At 70.2% G+C, this 14,790-nt stretch carries 13 protein-coding genes; 5 read left to right on the top strand and 8 right to left on the bottom strand.

The genetic code is table 11. From position 1 onward, the window contains the following. Positions 1 to 136: 136 nt before the first annotated feature. From ACYVO7_RS01540 to ACYVO7_RS01530, 3 genes are read right to left on the bottom strand one after another with little or no spacing between them, the layout of a single operon-like run. The gene (locus tag ACYVO7_RS01540) at positions 137 to 1,012 is read right to left on the bottom strand and encodes a class I SAM-dependent methyltransferase (RefSeq protein ID WP_460448091.1); all 876 of its coding nucleotides are present in this window, start codon (positions 1,010 to 1,012) and stop codon (positions 137 to 139) included. Next, positions 993 to 1,919 (bottom strand): PLP-dependent cysteine synthase family protein, encoded by a 927-nt coding sequence (locus ACYVO7_RS01535; protein ID WP_460448090.1) that lies wholly within the window; start codon positions 1,917 to 1,919, stop codon positions 993 to 995. The genes ACYVO7_RS01540 and ACYVO7_RS01535 overlap by 20 nt, the downstream gene beginning before the upstream one ends. Then, positions 1,916 to 2,461 (bottom strand): serine O-acetyltransferase, encoded by a 546-nt coding sequence (locus ACYVO7_RS01530; RefSeq protein ID WP_460448089.1) that lies wholly within the window; start codon positions 2,459 to 2,461, stop codon positions 1,916 to 1,918. Before ACYVO7_RS01530 ends, ACYVO7_RS01535 begins: the two co-directional genes overlap by 4 nt. A 344-nt stretch (positions 2,462 to 2,805) precedes the next feature. Between ACYVO7_RS01530 and ACYVO7_RS01525 the strand changes: the two genes are divergently transcribed. The 4 genes from ACYVO7_RS01525 to ilvD all read left to right on the top strand — a co-directional run bounded on the left by ACYVO7_RS01525 (position 2,806) and on the right by ilvD (position 8,603). Then, positions 2,806 to 3,633, top strand: coding sequence for a helix-turn-helix domain-containing protein (locus ACYVO7_RS01525; protein WP_460448088.1), 828 nt, complete (start codon positions 2,806 to 2,808; stop codon positions 3,631 to 3,633). Positions 3,634 to 3,716: 83 nt separating this feature from the next. Beyond that, a complete protein-coding gene (gene pgi / locus ACYVO7_RS01520; protein WP_460448087.1) occupies positions 3,717 to 5,348 on the top strand; it encodes a glucose-6-phosphate isomerase in 1,632 nt (543 codons plus the stop codon). A 12-nt stretch (positions 5,349 to 5,360) separates the two neighbouring features. Further along, positions 5,361 to 6,392 (top strand): aldo/keto reductase, encoded by a 1,032-nt coding sequence (locus tag ACYVO7_RS01515; protein ID WP_460448086.1) that lies wholly within the window; start codon positions 5,361 to 5,363, stop codon positions 6,390 to 6,392. A gap of 354 nt (positions 6,393 to 6,746) precedes the next feature. After that, the gene (gene ilvD, locus ACYVO7_RS01510; RefSeq protein WP_460448085.1) at positions 6,747 to 8,603 is read left to right on the top strand and encodes a dihydroxy-acid dehydratase; all 1,857 of its coding nucleotides are present in this window, start codon (positions 6,747 to 6,749) and stop codon (positions 8,601 to 8,603) included. A gap of 21 nt (positions 8,604 to 8,624) precedes the next feature. On the opposite strand, the gene ACYVO7_RS01505 is transcribed toward ilvD, so the two are convergent. From ACYVO7_RS01505 to ACYVO7_RS01490, 4 genes are read right to left on the bottom strand one after another with little or no spacing between them, the layout of a single operon-like run. Then, positions 8,625 to 9,464, bottom strand: a complete 840-nt coding sequence (locus ACYVO7_RS01505; RefSeq protein WP_460448084.1) for an amidohydrolase family protein — start codon at positions 9,462 to 9,464, stop codon at positions 8,625 to 8,627. Next, complete coding sequence (locus tag ACYVO7_RS01500) at positions 9,461 to 10,444, bottom strand: NAD(P)-dependent oxidoreductase (RefSeq protein WP_460448083.1); 984 nt, start codon at positions 10,442 to 10,444, stop codon at positions 9,461 to 9,463. Before ACYVO7_RS01500 ends, ACYVO7_RS01505 begins: the two co-directional genes overlap by 4 nt. Positions 10,445 to 10,460: 16 nt before the next feature. Then, the gene (locus ACYVO7_RS01495) at positions 10,461 to 12,317 is read right to left on the bottom strand and encodes a TRAP transporter large permease (protein ID WP_460448082.1); all 1,857 of its coding nucleotides are present in this window, start codon (positions 12,315 to 12,317) and stop codon (positions 10,461 to 10,463) included. A gap of 9 nt (positions 12,318 to 12,326) precedes the next feature. Further along, positions 12,327 to 13,355, bottom strand: coding sequence for a TRAP transporter substrate-binding protein (locus ACYVO7_RS01490; RefSeq protein WP_460448081.1), 1,029 nt, complete (start codon positions 13,353 to 13,355; stop codon positions 12,327 to 12,329). A 132-nt stretch (positions 13,356 to 13,487) separates the two neighbouring features. Between ACYVO7_RS01490 and ACYVO7_RS01485 the strand changes: the two genes are divergently transcribed. Beyond that, positions 13,488 to 14,231 carry a FadR/GntR family transcriptional regulator gene (locus ACYVO7_RS01485; protein WP_460448080.1) on the top strand — a complete coding sequence of 248 codons (744 nt, stop codon included), beginning with the start codon at positions 13,488 to 13,490 and terminating at the stop codon, positions 14,229 to 14,231. A 189-nt stretch (positions 14,232 to 14,420) separates the two neighbouring features. On the opposite strand, the gene ACYVO7_RS01480 is transcribed toward ACYVO7_RS01485, so the two are convergent. Then, on the bottom strand, positions 14,421 to 14,789 hold the full coding sequence (locus tag ACYVO7_RS01480; RefSeq protein WP_460448079.1) for a hypothetical protein: 369 nt from the start codon (positions 14,787 to 14,789) through the stop codon (positions 14,421 to 14,423). Between the last annotated feature and the right edge of the window lies 1 nt (position 14,790).

Raw genomic sequence — 14,790 nt, 5'->3', positions numbered from 1 at the left:
ATTGGCTAGCGGCCCGGCCGTCGCCCGTCAACCGCGGCCGTGTCCGGACGGCCCGAGCCCATGGCCCCGACGGCGTGCGGATTCGCCCGCAGCGCCCCTTGCGGCGCCACGGAAGCGCCCGCGGCCCGCGGCCGCCTCAGGACGCGCCGGGCGCCTGGGCGCAGGCCACATAGGCGGCGAGCGGGAGGCTGAAGCCATCGTCGGACGCGAAACGGCCGCGGATGTCGGCCTCCATGGCGGCCTTGATGCAGGACAGCCTGAATTCGCCCTGCTCCCGAAGCCGGGCGCCCGACCGCACGGACCCTCGCAGCTCCGCCTCGAACAGGTCGTGCGGCGAGCGCATCCTCCAGGTGACGGCGCACAGGGAAGAGCGGATGCTCATGCGCTCGAAGCCCGCCCGGCGCAGCAGGCGCGTCCTTCCGTCCGGGTTGGTCAGGTGGTGATAGTCCGGGCCGCGCGGCACCTCCGTGTCGGCGCTGGCGAAGCTCTCCACCGCCCGTTCGAGGACGTCGCCCGCGCAGTTCAGGCAGTTCTCCGCCCACACCGTGAAGGCGCAGAAGCCCCCCGGCTTCAGCACGCGCGCCATCTCGGCGAGCGCGCGGCCCGGATCGGCGAAATGCTGCGCGCCGAAATTGCAGATCACCGCGTCGAAGCTGGCGTGGGCGAAAGGCAGGCTGTGCGCGTCCCCTGTCGCGAAGGCGATCACGTCGGGGCTCGTGGCGCGCGCCAGCCGGATCATGCGGGGGGAGAAGTCGAGCCCCGTCACGACGGCGCCCGCCGCATGAGCCGCCCGCGCGGCGTAGCCCGGCCCGCAGGCGAGGTCGAGCACCAGGCTCCCCCGGCGGACGCCGGCGGCCGCCAGGAGCCCCGGCGCGAAGGCCGCCGTGACCGGCCCCCAAACGTCGTCATAGGCTTCGGACAGCGCTTCCCAGCCGCGAAACTCGAAATCGGCGAACGCGGACGCGGCGGGGGGCGGCGCGGTGTAACTGGCCCTAAGCAGCCTTTGCGGCATCGAGGTAGCCTTCTCCGGCGTCATAGATGAGGGTCGCGACGAGGTGGTCCGGGCAGCGCTCCGCGATGCGGCGGGCCAGCACGTAGTTGCCGCCCGCGGACGGGCCGGGGAAGATCCCCGTATCGGCGGCGAACAGCCTCTGGCCGAGCCTGGCGTCGGCGTCCGACACGGTCTCGATCCGGTCCAGGGCGTTCAGGTCGAGGAAGGGCGGCGCGACGCCGACGGCCGTGCCTTTCTGGGCGTGGTCGGAGTACACGCCGGTGCGGTAGCAGCATCCCTGCGGCTGGTTGAGGACCACGGTCAGGCCGGGGATCCGGGCCTTCATCGCCTGGCTCACCCCGCTGGCGCTGGCGCCGGTCCCGGCGGCGACCACCAGGATGCAGCCCTTGTACTGGTCGAGGTGAGGCCGCAGCTGCGCGGCCAGCTCCGGGCCGGTCTCCTGCAGGTGGGCCTCGATGTTCCCGGGATTCGAGAACTGGTCCGTGAAGTAGTAGAGGTCGGGCTCCTCGGCCAGGAACTTGGTGATGACCTCCTTGGGCTGCAGCCCCTGGCGCAGCAGGTCCACTCCGATCAGCCTCGCGCCATATTCCTGGCAGAGCGCGCGCTTGAGCGGCGAGAAGCTCAGCCCGATGACGAGGTCGACCCCGATGCCGTGCCGGGACGCCTCATAGGCGAGACCCACGCCGAAGTTTCCCCCGCTCTTCTCGATGATCCGGCGGGGGCCGTGCGGCGTCAGGTCGCCGCTCTGGATGGCCCGGGCCACCACGCGCCGGGCCGCGCGCATCTTGTGGCTGCCGCCCGGGTTGAAGAGTTCGAGCTTGGCGAACAGGTTGGGCCGGGCCCGAATAGTGGGCGTTCCCGCCATGGCGTCCGCGGTCATGCTCTGGGTTGTGGCGAGAAAGGTCATGCGCGAGCCTCGCGCAGGGGCTTCACTCCATCTCCAGCCAGGCCGAGCGGCCCCAGATGGGACCTCGGCGCCGGGCGGTCGAACTCCAGCGCCTGGTCGCGGCGCACCAGCACCCGCGCGCCGGCCGGGAGATCGCGCGTCACCGTGGCGTCGGGACCGATGACGCAGTCGTCGCCGATGCGGACCGGGCCGAGCACCTTGGCGTTGCCGGCGATCTGCACCCGGTGCCCGATCGTGGGGTGCCGCTTGCCGTCCCGCGCGTCGCCGATCATGCGGCCGCCGAGCGTCACGCCGTTCAGGATGTAGCAGTCGTCCCCGATCTCGACGGTCTGGCCGATCACCGTCCCGAAGCCGTGGTCGATCACCAGCCGCGCTCCGATCGAAGCCTCGGGGTGGATCTCCACGCCCGTGTGGGTGCGGGCGCAGAAACTCAGCCGCATGGCCGCCACCACCGCGTCGTCGCTGTCGTCGGGCGCCGATGCGATCAGCGCATGCGCCAGTCTGTGGCAGGCGATGGCGAAGAAGGTGGAATGCCGGGACAAGAGGCACGCCCGGGGCTTGCCCCGCGAGGCAGGGTCCCGCTCCTGGAAAGCCAAAAGATCCTCGTCCATCTGAACCAGGACGGCTTCCAGGAGCCGGGACGGGAAAATGGATTGGTGATCAATCAATGCGAGGTCGAACGCGAGCCCGGAGAATTGGGCCAGATCCGATCGGACCGGCGGGGGAGAAGGTCGCCGGAACGCCAATCCGTTGAAAATCATCGGTCCGCCATGTGTCGTTTTGCAATGCGAGAACGCTAGCTCCGGCGGCGGGGGCCGATATTGTAAAATCCTGCGGCTTGGGCCAGCGTGAGCCACGCTTTAGAGTGGGTCCGGGGCGAGGACCGATGCGACGCAGCGACGACATTCGGCTTTGGCGCGACGCGAGCCTTCCGGGTCGCCTGGAACTGCTTCGCGCGTCGGTGACGAACCACCGGTATCCGGCTCACCAGCACGACGAGTTCGTCATCGCGGCCTTCCTGCGCGGGGCGCAGAAGCACCGCATCTCCGGCCATTCCGGCGTCGCGCACGCCGGCTGCGTCATGGTGATCGCCCCGGGCGAGGTCCACACCGGCGAAGGCGCGGAGGTGGACCGCGTCTGGGAGTATTGCGCCTTCTATCCCAGCATCGAGACCCTCTCGGACATCGCCGAGGACGTCATCGGCGGGCGGGCGGTCAGCTTCGGGGCCGAACCGCTCATCCGCGACAGGGTCCTGGCGTCTCACCTTCTGGCCGCCCACCGGGTCGCCGAGCTGTCGCGGGATCCGCTGGAGAAGCAGTCGGCCGTGATGGAGGCTTTCGCGCTCCTGATCCGGCGCTATGGGCAGATCGCCGGCCAGTGGCGCTCGCCGCCGCCGCGCGACGCCGACATCACCCGCGCGCTGGAGCTGATGAACGCCCGCTACCAGGAGAAGCTCACCGTCCACGAGATCGCCGCCGCGGTCGGGCTCAGCGAGTATCATTTCATGCGCACCTTCCGGATGAAGACGGGCATGACGCTGCACGGCTTCGTCACCCAGCTGCGCCTGCGCCGGGCCAAGGACCTGCTGGAGGGCGGCGTGACTCCGGCCGAAGCCGCCGTCGCGGTCGGGTTCTTCGACCAGAGCCACTTCACCCACACCTTCCGGACCCATTTCGGGTTGACTCCGAAGCGCTTCGCGCAGGCCTGCCGCTGACTGGACAGGAGCCGGTCGCCGTGCGACCGAAGACGCGCGGCTGGGGGCGCCGCGACACTCCGGCCAGACACGGTGGCGCGACCATGACCGATCGTAAGTCCATTCTCGACGAGCTCAGGACCGAGGCGGCGTCCGCCTCCGGGATCGCGGCCCTTTTCGACCAGGATCCGCGGCGCTTCGAGCGCTACAGCGCGCGCGGCGCCGGCCTCCTGCTCGACTTCTCCAAGACGAGCCTCACCGACGCCGCCCGCGCGAAGCTGCTGGCGCTGGCGCGGGCCTGCGGCGTCGAGGCGAGGCGCGAGGCCATGTTCTCGGGCCAGCGCATCAACGTGACCGAGAACCGCAGCGTGCTCCACGTGGCCCTGCGCAGCGCCGAGACGACGCTCGTGGTCGACGGCCGGGACGTGATGGCCGACGTGCGCGCGGAGCTTGCGCGCGTCTGCGCCTTCGCCGAGGCGGTCCGGTCCGGCGCGATCGCCGGCTCGGGCGGACGCCCCTTCACGGACGTGGTCAATATCGGCATCGGCGGCTCGGACCTCGGCCCCGTCATGGCGACGCTCGCCTTGGCGCCCTATCACGACGGCCCCCGGACGCATTTCGTCTCCAATGTGGACGGCGCCCACATCGCCGACGCGCTCTCGACGCTCGATCCGGCCACGACGCTCTTCATCGTGGCGTCCAAGACCTTCACCACGGCCGAGACCATGGCCAACGCCGGCACGGCGCGCGCCTGGGTGGAGAAGGCGCTCGGGGCCGACGCGGTGGGCGCCCATTTCGCCGCCGTGTCCACCGCCCTGAAGCACGTGCAGGAGTTCGGCATCTCGCCCGACAGGATGTTCGGCTTCTGGGACTGGGTGGGCGGGCGCTATTCGCTCTGGTCCAGCATCGGCCTGCCGATCGTGATCGCCATCGGGGAGCGTTGCTTCCGCTCCTTCCTGGAGGGCGGGCGGGAGATGGACCAGCATTTCCGCACCGCCCCGCTGGAGGCGAACCTGCCGGCGCTCCTGGGCCTCGTCGGGGTCTGGCACCGCAACGCCTGCGGCTACCCGGCCCGCGCCATCCTGCCTTACGAGCAACGGCTGACGCGGCTGCCGGCCTATCTCCAGCAGCTGGAGATGGAGTCCAACGGCAAGAGCGTCCGGCTCGACGGATCGCCGGTGGACGTCAGGACCGGGCCCCTGGTCTGGGGCGAGCCGGGCACCAATGGCCAGCACGCCTTCTTCCAGATGCTGCACCAGGGCACGGACGTGATCCCGGCGGAGTTCATGGTCGCCGCCGAGGGCCATGAGCCGGATCTGGCCCGCCAGCACGCCATGCTGGTCGCCAACTGCCTCGCCCAGTCCGAGGCGCTGATGCGCGGCCGCACCGCCGAGCAAGCGCGCGAGCAGCTGCTCGCGATGGGCCGCACGCCGGAGGATGCGGCGCGTCTCGCCCCGCACCGCGCCTTCCCGGGCGACCGGCCGTCCACGACGCTCCTCTATCGCAAGCTCGACCCGCGCACGCTGGGCGCGATCGTGGCGCTCTACGAGCACCGCGTCTTCGTCGAGGCCGTGATCTACGACATCAACGCCTTCGACCAGTGGGGCGTCGAACTGGGCAAGGAGCTCGCGACGAGCCTCCTGCCGCTGGTCGCCGGCGAGGCTCCGCTCGCCTCGGCCCCGCCCAGCACGCGCGGCCTCGCCGCGGCGCTGAAAGACCTCGCCGCCCAGGCCTGAACGGAGGACGACATGAAGCAGACCGTTTTCGAGACGAGCCGGGGCGCCAGGCTGAAGGTCAGCGCGATGGGCTTCGGGGCCGCGCCGCTGGGCGATCTTTACGAGCGCCTCGACGAGGCCGCCGCGCTCGCCACCGTGGAGGCCGCCTACGAGGCGGGCGTCACCCTGTTCGACGCCTCGCCGCATTACGGCAACGGCCTCGCGGAGGCGCGCTGCGCGGCCGTGCTGCGCCGCTTCCCGCGCGAGGACTTCGTGTTCTCCACCAAGGTCGGGCGCGTGATGGAGCCGTTCGCCCCGGTCGAGAAGCCGCGCGACGACGTGGTCGCTCCAGGCTTTGCGGGCGGCTTCCCGCACCGCGCGCGCATCGACTATTCCTATGATGGGACCATGCGGGCCGTCGAGCAGTCCCTGCTGCGCACCGGATTCGACCGCATCGACATCCTGCTGATCCACGACGTCGACGTCTGGACCCACGGCGCCGACTACGAGCGCCGTTACGGCGAGGCCATGGAGGGCGCCTACCGGGCGCTGGACGAGCTGCGCCGCACCGGCTTCGCCAAGGCGATCGGCGTCGGGATCAACGAGGCCGACGTGGCGTCGCGCTTCCTGCGCGAGGGCGACTTCGACGTGGTGCTGCTGGCCGGCCGCTATTCCCTGCTGGAGCAGCCGGCCCTGACGGAGTTCCTGCCGCTCGCCCTGGAGAAGAAGGTCGGCGTTCTGCTCGGCGGGGTGTTCAACTCCGGCATCCTGGCCACCGGGCCGGTGGAGGGCGCGAAGTTCAACTACGCGCCCGCGCCCGAGCACATCATGGAGCGTGTCCGCCGCATCAAGGCGGTCTGCGTCCGCCATGGCGTGGGCCTGCGCAGCGCCGCGCTCGCCTTCGCGGCCGCGCACCCGGCCGTGATCTCGGTGGTGATCGGCGCCGTGCGCCCCGAGGAAGTGCGCTTCAACGCCGCCGACATGGCCGCCGACGTCCCGAGCGAGCTCTGGAGCGACCTGAAGCGCGAGGGCCTGCTGGCCGAAGGCGCACCCACGCCGGCTTAGGGACGGGGTGGGGGCTCCCTCCTCGCAACCCTCATCCTGAGTAGCGCCCGCAGGGCGCGTCTCGAAGGACGAGGGACTCCAGTAAGCTCGACGATCGCATTCGCTGGAGCCCTCATCCTTCGAGACGCAGGCCCAAGCGGGCCTGCTCCTCAGGATGAGGGGATTCAGGGTCTGAAGGCCACCGACCGCCGAGGCGAAGGCGCGCGTCGCGTCGACAAGCCCAGCAACGATCCTTCGCGCTTTCCGACTGCGCGGTCACATCTGGCATGCGCGGGGCAAGGGCCGTCGCAATTCCCTTTCGCCGAGCCTTGGTGTAGTCGTCGCGCGCAACGAGAAGACCACCGAGGATCGCCCGTGCCGCATTATCGCTCCCGCACCACCACCCATGGCCGCAACATGGCCGGCGCCCGCGGATTGTGGCGCGCCACCGGCATGAAGGACGGCGACTTCGGCAAGCCGATCATCGCGGTGGCGAACTCGTTCACGCAGTTCGTGCCCGGCCACGTCCACCTGAAGGATCTCGGCCAGCTCGTGGCCCGCGAGATCGAGAAGGCCGGCGGCGTCGCCAAGGAGTTCAACACCATCGCGGTCGACGACGGCATCGCGATGGGCCATGACGGCATGCTCTACAGCCTGCCCTCGCGCGAGATCATCGCCGACAGCGTCGAATACATGGTCAACGCGCATTGCGCCGACGCCATCGTGTGCATCTCGAACTGCGACAAGATCACCCCCGGCATGCTGATGGCCGCGATGCGGCTCAACATCCCCGTCGTGTTCGTGTCGGGCGGCCCCATGGAGGCCGGCAAGTACATCGCCGAAGCGGTGGGCAAGCCGTCCGTCACCAAGAAGGTCGATCTCATCGACGCCATGGTGGCGGCCGCCGACGACCGCGTCTCCGACGAGGAGGTGAAGGTCATCGAGCGCTCGGCCTGCCCGACCTGCGGGTCGTGCTCGGGCATGTTCACCGCCAATTCGATGAACTGCCTCACCGAGGCGCTCGGCCTCGCGCTGCCCGGCAACGGCTCGACGCTGGCCACGCATGCGGATCGCGAGCGCCTGTTCGTGGAGGCCGGCCACCTGATCGTCGACGTCGCCAAGCGCTACTACGAGCAGGGCGACGAGAGCGTGCTGCCGCGCAACATCGCCAACTTCAAGTCCTTCGAGAACGCGATGACGCTCGACATCGCGATGGGCGGGTCCACGAACACGGTGCTGCACCTGCTGGCGGCCGCCTATGAGGGCAAGATCGACTTCACGATGGCGGACATCGACCGGCTGTCGCGCCGCGTGCCGGTGCTGTGCAAGGTCGCGCCCTCGGTCGCCAACGTCCACATGGAGGACGTGCACCGCGCCGGCGGCATCATGGCCATCCTGGGCCAGCTCGAGCGCGCCGGCCTCGTCGACACCAGCATGCCGACCGTGCACAGCAGCAGCATGGCGGACGCCATCGCGCGCTGGGACGTCTCGCGGACGGAGAGCGAGGCCGTGCGCACCTTCTACCGCGCCGCGCCCGGCGGCGTGCCGACCCAGACGGCGTTCAGCCAGAGCCGCCGCTACGACGAACTCGACCTCGACCGCGCGGCCGGCGTCATCCGCGACGCCGAGCATGCCTATTCGAAGGACGGCGGCCTCGCGGTGCTCACCGGCAACATTGCGCTGGACGGCTGCATCGTGAAGACCGCCGGCGTCGACGCCAGCGTGCTCAAGTTCACGGGCCCGGCCCGCGTCTACGAGAGCCAGGACGCTGCCGTGAAGGGCATCCTGGGCGGCGAAGTCAAGGCCGGCGACGTCGTGGTGATCATCTATGAAGGCCCGCGCGGCGGCCCCGGCATGCAGGAGATGCTCTATCCGACGAGCTACCTGAAGAGCCGCGGACTCGGCAAGGCCTGCGCGCTGATCACCGACGGACGCTTCTCGGGCGGCACGTCGGGCCTCTCCATCGGCCACTGCTCGCCCGAGGCCGCCGAAGGCGGCCTGATCGGCCTGGTGCAGACCGGCGACACCATCGAGATCGACATCCCTGAGCGCCGCATCGCATTGGCCGTGCCGCAGGACGAACTCGACCGCCGCCGCCAGGAGATGGAAGCCCGCGGCCCGCAGGCCTGGAAGCCCGCCCCGCGCGAACGCAAGGTCACCATGGCGCTCAGGGCCTACGCGGCCCTCACAACCAGCGCCGCCAAGGGCGCCGTGCGGGTCGTGCCGGACTGAGGAGGTCGCCGGCTTCGGGCCTCAGGGTCCGAAGCCGTAGACCTGCGCCGGGTTGTCGGCGAGGATCATGCGCCGGACCGCCTCGTCCGGCGCCCAGTCCAGCAGGACGTCGAGCAGCATGGCGTCGTCCGGCGGCGCGCTGACGGAGACATGCGGCCAGTTGCTGGCCCAGAGCATGCGCTCCGGCGCGGCCCGGATCGCCTCCTTGGCGATGGCCCCGACATCGGCGAAGAGCGGCGCGCCCGTGACGGAGGTCTCGTAGGGCCCGCTCAGCTTCATCCAGGTCCGGCCGGCGTCGAGCAGCCGCAGCAGCGCGGCGACGCCCGGATGGTCGGTTGGAACCGGGACCAGGAACTTGCCCACATGGTCGATGACCAGCCGGCAGGGGAGGGCGCGCAGCATCGCCTCCCTGTCGGCGAGGAGCCGGCCGTCCATCTGCAGCTGGATATGCCAACCGAACTCGGCCGCCCGCGTCGCCACCGGCTCGAGGTCGTCCCACGGCACGACGCCGCCGGGCAGCATCTGGAACCGCGCGCCGCAGACGCCGGCGTCGCTCAGGCGCCGCAGCTCGTCTCGCGTGACGCCGGCGTTCACCACGGCGACGGCGCGCGTGCGTTCCCGCCCGAGCGCGGCGACCGCCGCCACCGTGCAGGCGTTGTCCGTCCCGTAGGCCGTCGGTTGCACGACGACGGCACGCTCGACGCCGAGACGCGCCTGCACGCGCCGATAGGCCTCCACGGTGGCCCAGGCCGGACCCGGGCTCACGGCGGTCGCCACGGCCGGCTGGGCCGGATCATAGATGTGGATGTGGCAGTCGCAGGCGCCGGGAGGCGCGGCGAGGGCGGGGCGGTCCTGGCTCATGGATGCGGCCTGCGGGTCCAGCGGTCGGCGTTCACGGCCCCCTCAGGGATCTCGCCGCCCAGGATGGCGCGCGCCTGGCGGACCGTATCGAAAGCCTGCGATTCGGTCGCTTGCGGCGTCAGCCCGCCGATATGCGGCGTCGCCACTACGTTCTCCAGCCTGGCGATCTCCGGCGAGGGCATCTGGTCCGGCGCGCGGCCGACGTCGAGCGCCGCGCCGGCGATCCGGCCTTGCTTCAGGGCGAGGGCCAGCGCCGCCTCGTCGACCAGGTTCCCGCGCGAGAGATTGATGAAGCAGGCGTCCGGCCGCATGCGGGCCAGGGCGTCGGCCCCGATCAGGTTCTCGGTCTCCGCGGTGGCGACCGCCAGGCAGATCACGTAGTCGGACCGCCGCAGCAGGTCATCCAGCCCGACCTGTTCGAAGCGCGGGTCGTCGACGGTCGCGTGCGGGTCCGAGACGACGACGCTCATGCCGATGGCCGCCAGGATCGGCGCGAGATGGCGGGCGATGGCCCCGTAGCCGATGAGGCCGGCGGTCGATCCCGCGAGCTGCCGGCCCATGCGGATCTCCGGCGCCCTGCCGGCCCGGTAGTCGACGGCGGCGCGCGACACCCCGCGCGAGAGATCCACCATGAAGCCCAGCGCGAGCTCGGACACGGCCGCCATGAAGCCTGGCCGGGCGCGCGTCACCAGCACGCCGGCCGCGCTGGCCGCCGCGACGTCGATGTTGCGGATGTCGACCGCCACCCGCAGGAAGGCCTTGAGGTCGGGCAGGCCGGAGAACGTCTCGGCCGGGCCGGCGGTCATCCGGTCGGCGATGATCAGGTCCATGCCGGCGGCGGCCCGGATCAGGCCGGGCGGGTCGAGCGGCTCGCCGCCCTCGTGCAGGCGCACCTCCGCCATGCGGCGCAGCTCCGCCAGCGCCCGCTCGCCATAGTACTGGGCGCGGGCCTGGGGGGTGTGCGTGAGCAGGATCTTCATGGGCGATCCCCGGGCGTCAGTAGCCGAACGCGTGCGGCAGGGCGAGGCTGATGGCCGGCACGAAGGCGATCAGGAGGAGGCACAGGAACAGCAGGCCCAGATAGCCCATGATCGGCTTGATCGTCTGCTCGATCGGCACATTGCCGATCAGGCATGCGCCGTAGAGCCCGAGCCCGAGCGGCGGGGCGAAGAGCCCGATCCCCATCGCGATCACCAGCACCACGCCGAAATGCAGCGGCGCGATGCCGAGCTGCCCGGCCACCGGCACCAGAAGCGGCCCGAAGATGATCAGCGCCGCCGCGCCTTCCAGCACCGATCCCATCACGATCAGGATGGCGATGGAGAGCAGCATGAAGAGCCACGTGCCGCTCGTCTGCGAGATGCCGACCATCATCTCGGCCACCGCGTGCGGCACCTGCTGCAAGGTCAGCACGAAGGCGAGCGACTGCGCCGCCGCCACGATGAACAGCACCAGCCCCGAGCGGGTGGCCGCATGCACGAAGCAGCGGGCCGCCTGGGCGAAGGAGAGCTCCCGAAAGACGGCGGCCCCGACCACGACGGCGTAGAGCGCGGCGAAAGCCGAGATCTCGGTCGCGGTCGCGAAGCCGCTCTTGAACCCGACGAAGATCATCGCGATCAGGCCGAAGGAGACGATCGCCCCCATCCACATCCGGCCCGCCGAGCCGGTCGGGATCACCTCGGCCGCGTCGGCCGCCTTGGTCCCGAACAGGATCGAGACGGCGATGAGCGCGGCCGCCATCAGCCCGGCCGGAAGCAGGCCGGCCATGAACAGCCCGCCGATCGACAGGTTGGCGACGAAGCCCAGGATGATGAGGTTGATGCAGGGCGGGATGGTCTCGGCCATGACGGCGGACGCCGCCAGCAGCGCCACCGCGGCGCCCGGGTTCTGCTTCGACCGGCGCGCCGCCGGGATCAGCACCGAGCCGACCGCCGCGACGTCCGCCATCTTGGAGCCCGAGATGCCGGAGAACAGCACCATCGCGGTCACCATGACGACGTTGAGCCCGCCGCGCATGCGTCCGACCAGCCGCTGCAGCAGCTCAATCAGGCGCACGGACATGCCGTTCGCCTCCATCAGGTAGCCGACCAGGATGAAGAACGGGATGGCCAGGAGCACGAAATTGTCGATCCCGCGCGCCATCTGCTGCGCGAAGATCACGCCCGGCAGCGAGCCCTCGACCCAGACATAGATGAGCGCCGCCAAGGCCAGCGCGAAGCCGATCGGCAGGCCGCCGACCAGGGTCAGCGCGAAGCCGGACAGCATCAGCGTGCGGGCGGACGGGACCGTGTCGGGGGACAGCGCGTCCCAGGCGAGGTACAGGGCCGCCGCGCCGAGCACGCAGGCCAGCCCGGCGACGATCTCCCGGGCCGGGCGGCGCATGGCGATGTCGGCCGAGAACAGCGCCATGCAGGCCGCCCCCGCGCCCATCGGGTAGAAGGTCCACTCCAGCGGAAGGCCGGAGCCGGTGGTCTGGCCCGTGGTCAGCCAGCCGAGCTTGAGCGCGTTCCAGGCCGCGTAGGCCGAGACGACCAGCATCAGGATCGCGCCCGCCGAATCCGCCATGCGGCGGACTCCGGTCGGCATCCGGTCGACGAAGAACGCGACGCCGGGATTCTCGCCCCGCGCCAGCGCGCTGGCGGCGCCGAAGAAGCTCGACCCCACCATCAGCCCGCGGGCGACGTCGTCGGACCACTCCACCGGCGCGTTGAACAGCGAGCGCAGCAGCACCGAGCCGATCACCACGACGAGGTCGGCGGCGAGCAGCGCCGCCGCCAGCACGTCGGTGGCGGCCAGAAGAGCCTGGGCGACCGGCCGCGCGGCGCGGCCGGGAAGTGCGACGGCGCCGGCCATGGCGGCTCCTCAGCTCTGGACGGCCTTGATCGCGTCGACGATCGGCTTGGCCTCGGGCCGCGCCTTGACGAACGCTTCCGTCTGCGGCGCGACGCGCTTGCGGAAGGCCTCGCGGTCGCAGTCGATGATGGTGACGCCCTTCTGGGCCAGCACGTCAAGCGCCTCCTTCTCGACCGCGAGCCCGTGGGTGCGCGTGTCGGCGGCGGCCTTCTGGGCGGCGTCCACGAAGGCGTCGCGCAGCTTGGGCTCCATGCGGCCGAAGGTGCTCTCGCTGAAATAGACCGCGAGCGGCGAGAAGTTGTGCTGGGTCAGGCTGTAAAACTTGGCCGTCTCGAAGAATTTGCTCGCCACCACGGTCGGGGGATCGTGCTCCAGCCCGTCGAGCACGCCGGCCTGCAGGCCCGTGTAGATCTCGCCGAAGGCGAGCGGCGTGGCCGCCGCGCCCATCAGGCGCAGGCACTCGGTGATGACCGGGTTGGGGAGGGTGCGGATCTTCAGGCCGCTGAGGTCCTCGGGCGTCTTCACGGCCTTCTTGGCCAGCACGCTGCGGGAGCCGAAATTATAAGCCCAGGCCAGCACGCGGATATTGGCGTTCTTCAAGAGCGCCGCCTCGATCGGCTTGGCCGCGCCCGCCTCGAACGCCTTGGTCTGCTGCGGGAAGCTGGAGAACAGGTAGCCGAGATCGAACGTGCCGACGAGCGGCACCAAATTGGCCGAGATCGACGAGCCCGACACCATCATGTCGATCACGCCGAGCTTGACCGAGTTGATGACGTCGATCTCCTGGCCGAGCTGGTTGTCCGGGAAGAACGCCACCTCGACCTGCTCGCCGAGCCCGTTCGCCTTCAGCTGCTTGACCAGGTTCTCGTAATAGACGCGCCCATTGGCGTATTTCGGGTCGTTGGCCTGCGACGAGGAGAGCTTCATCTTCATCGTGGCGGCCGAGGCGCGGCCGATGATGGCGGGCGCGAAGGCGGCGCCGGCGGCGAGCGCGGCCGAGGTCTGCAGCAGCGAGCGGCGGGACAGGGATCCGGTCATGTGTTTCCTCCTGAGGCGGGTCTCGCGCCCACTCTCGTCGATGAGTCTCTGAACGGGCTTCATCTGGGATGAATGTAAGACTAGATTGGACAGGTCGGCAAGCCGCGTCGCGCGCAGCACACGAAGGCACGCATGTTCAGGAGCGCCAGCGGGATCGTCCGCAATCTCCACACGCAGGTGGCGGACCGCATCGGGACGAGCATCATCCGCGGCGAGATCCGGCCGGGGGACCCGCTGCCCTCGGAGATGAAGATCTGCGAAATGCTGGGCGTCAGCCGTCCCGTGGTCCGCGAGGCGATCCGCATCCTCACCGGCAAGGGGCTCATCGAGTCCCGCGCCAAGAGCGGCGCGCGCGTGCGGCCGCCGGAGGCGTGGAGCCATCTCGATCCCGACGTGCTGCGCTGGCGGCTCGCCAGCACCGACGTGGACGCGTATCTGGAGAAGCTCTTCGCGCTGCGCAACGCGGTGGAGCCCGCAGCCGCGGCCCTGGCGGCGACCGCTTCCTCGGCCGAAGACCGCCGCGCGATCACGCGCGCCGTGGAGGACATGGAGGCCGCGCCCGACAACGACGCCTTCGTGGAGGCCGACATCGCCTTTCACAAGTCGATCTACATGGCCACCCGCAACGAGATGTTCTGGCCCATCGCCCAGATGTTCGAGATCACGCTGCGCCAGAGCTTCACCATCGCGGCCACCGGCGACCATCGCAAGCGCGCGCTGGCGGAGCATCGCGCCGTCATGGAGGCCATCTGCGCCGGCGACCCGGCCGCGGCCCGGGCCGCGACCGTCAAGCTGCTCGGCAACTCCGCCGACGATCTGGACCGCATCCGCAACCGCGCGGGCGCAGAGCCTCCCGTGAGGTCAATGCCAGGTTGAATCGCCGCGACAGAACGCAAGCGCCACGCGCTTGGTCTGCTGCGACAAGATTCTGCAAAAGGCCAAAATAATTAGCGAGATAAAGCTATGCGACCTTGGCTCATCACCAAGACAAATTCGGATCGTTGCGCACGGGTATGCAACGATCGGCCCGCCCGGCGACTTGCGCCGGGCGGTCGACTTCCTGGTTTAGGGAACGAATCTGACATCGTCCGCCGCGAAACTCGACAGGGCGACGTTCTTCAGGGTGAGCGCGTCCGTCGCCGACTTGGTGATCACAAGGTCGGCTCCCACCTGTTTTGTGGCGGACCAGACGGCGTTCCAGTCCGCGAACACCGCAGTCGAAAACTGCAACTGGTCATCGCCGGCCTGGTCGAAATCGGTAATTCGGTCGGTCCCAAACCCAGGGCCGAACACGAAGACATCGTTCTCGGTTCCACCCACGAGGGCGTCGGCTCCAGCCCCGCCCGCCAGCGTGTCGACGCCGGCTCCGCCATACAGCGTGTCATTGCCAGCCCCGCCAACGAGGCTATTGGCGGACGCATTGCCGGTGATCACA

Source organism: Alsobacter sp. SYSU BS001988 (genome assembly GCF_054796215.1).
The sequence above is the reverse complement of the archived record's forward strand: the minus strand, read 5'-3'. Positions and strand labels throughout refer to the sequence as shown.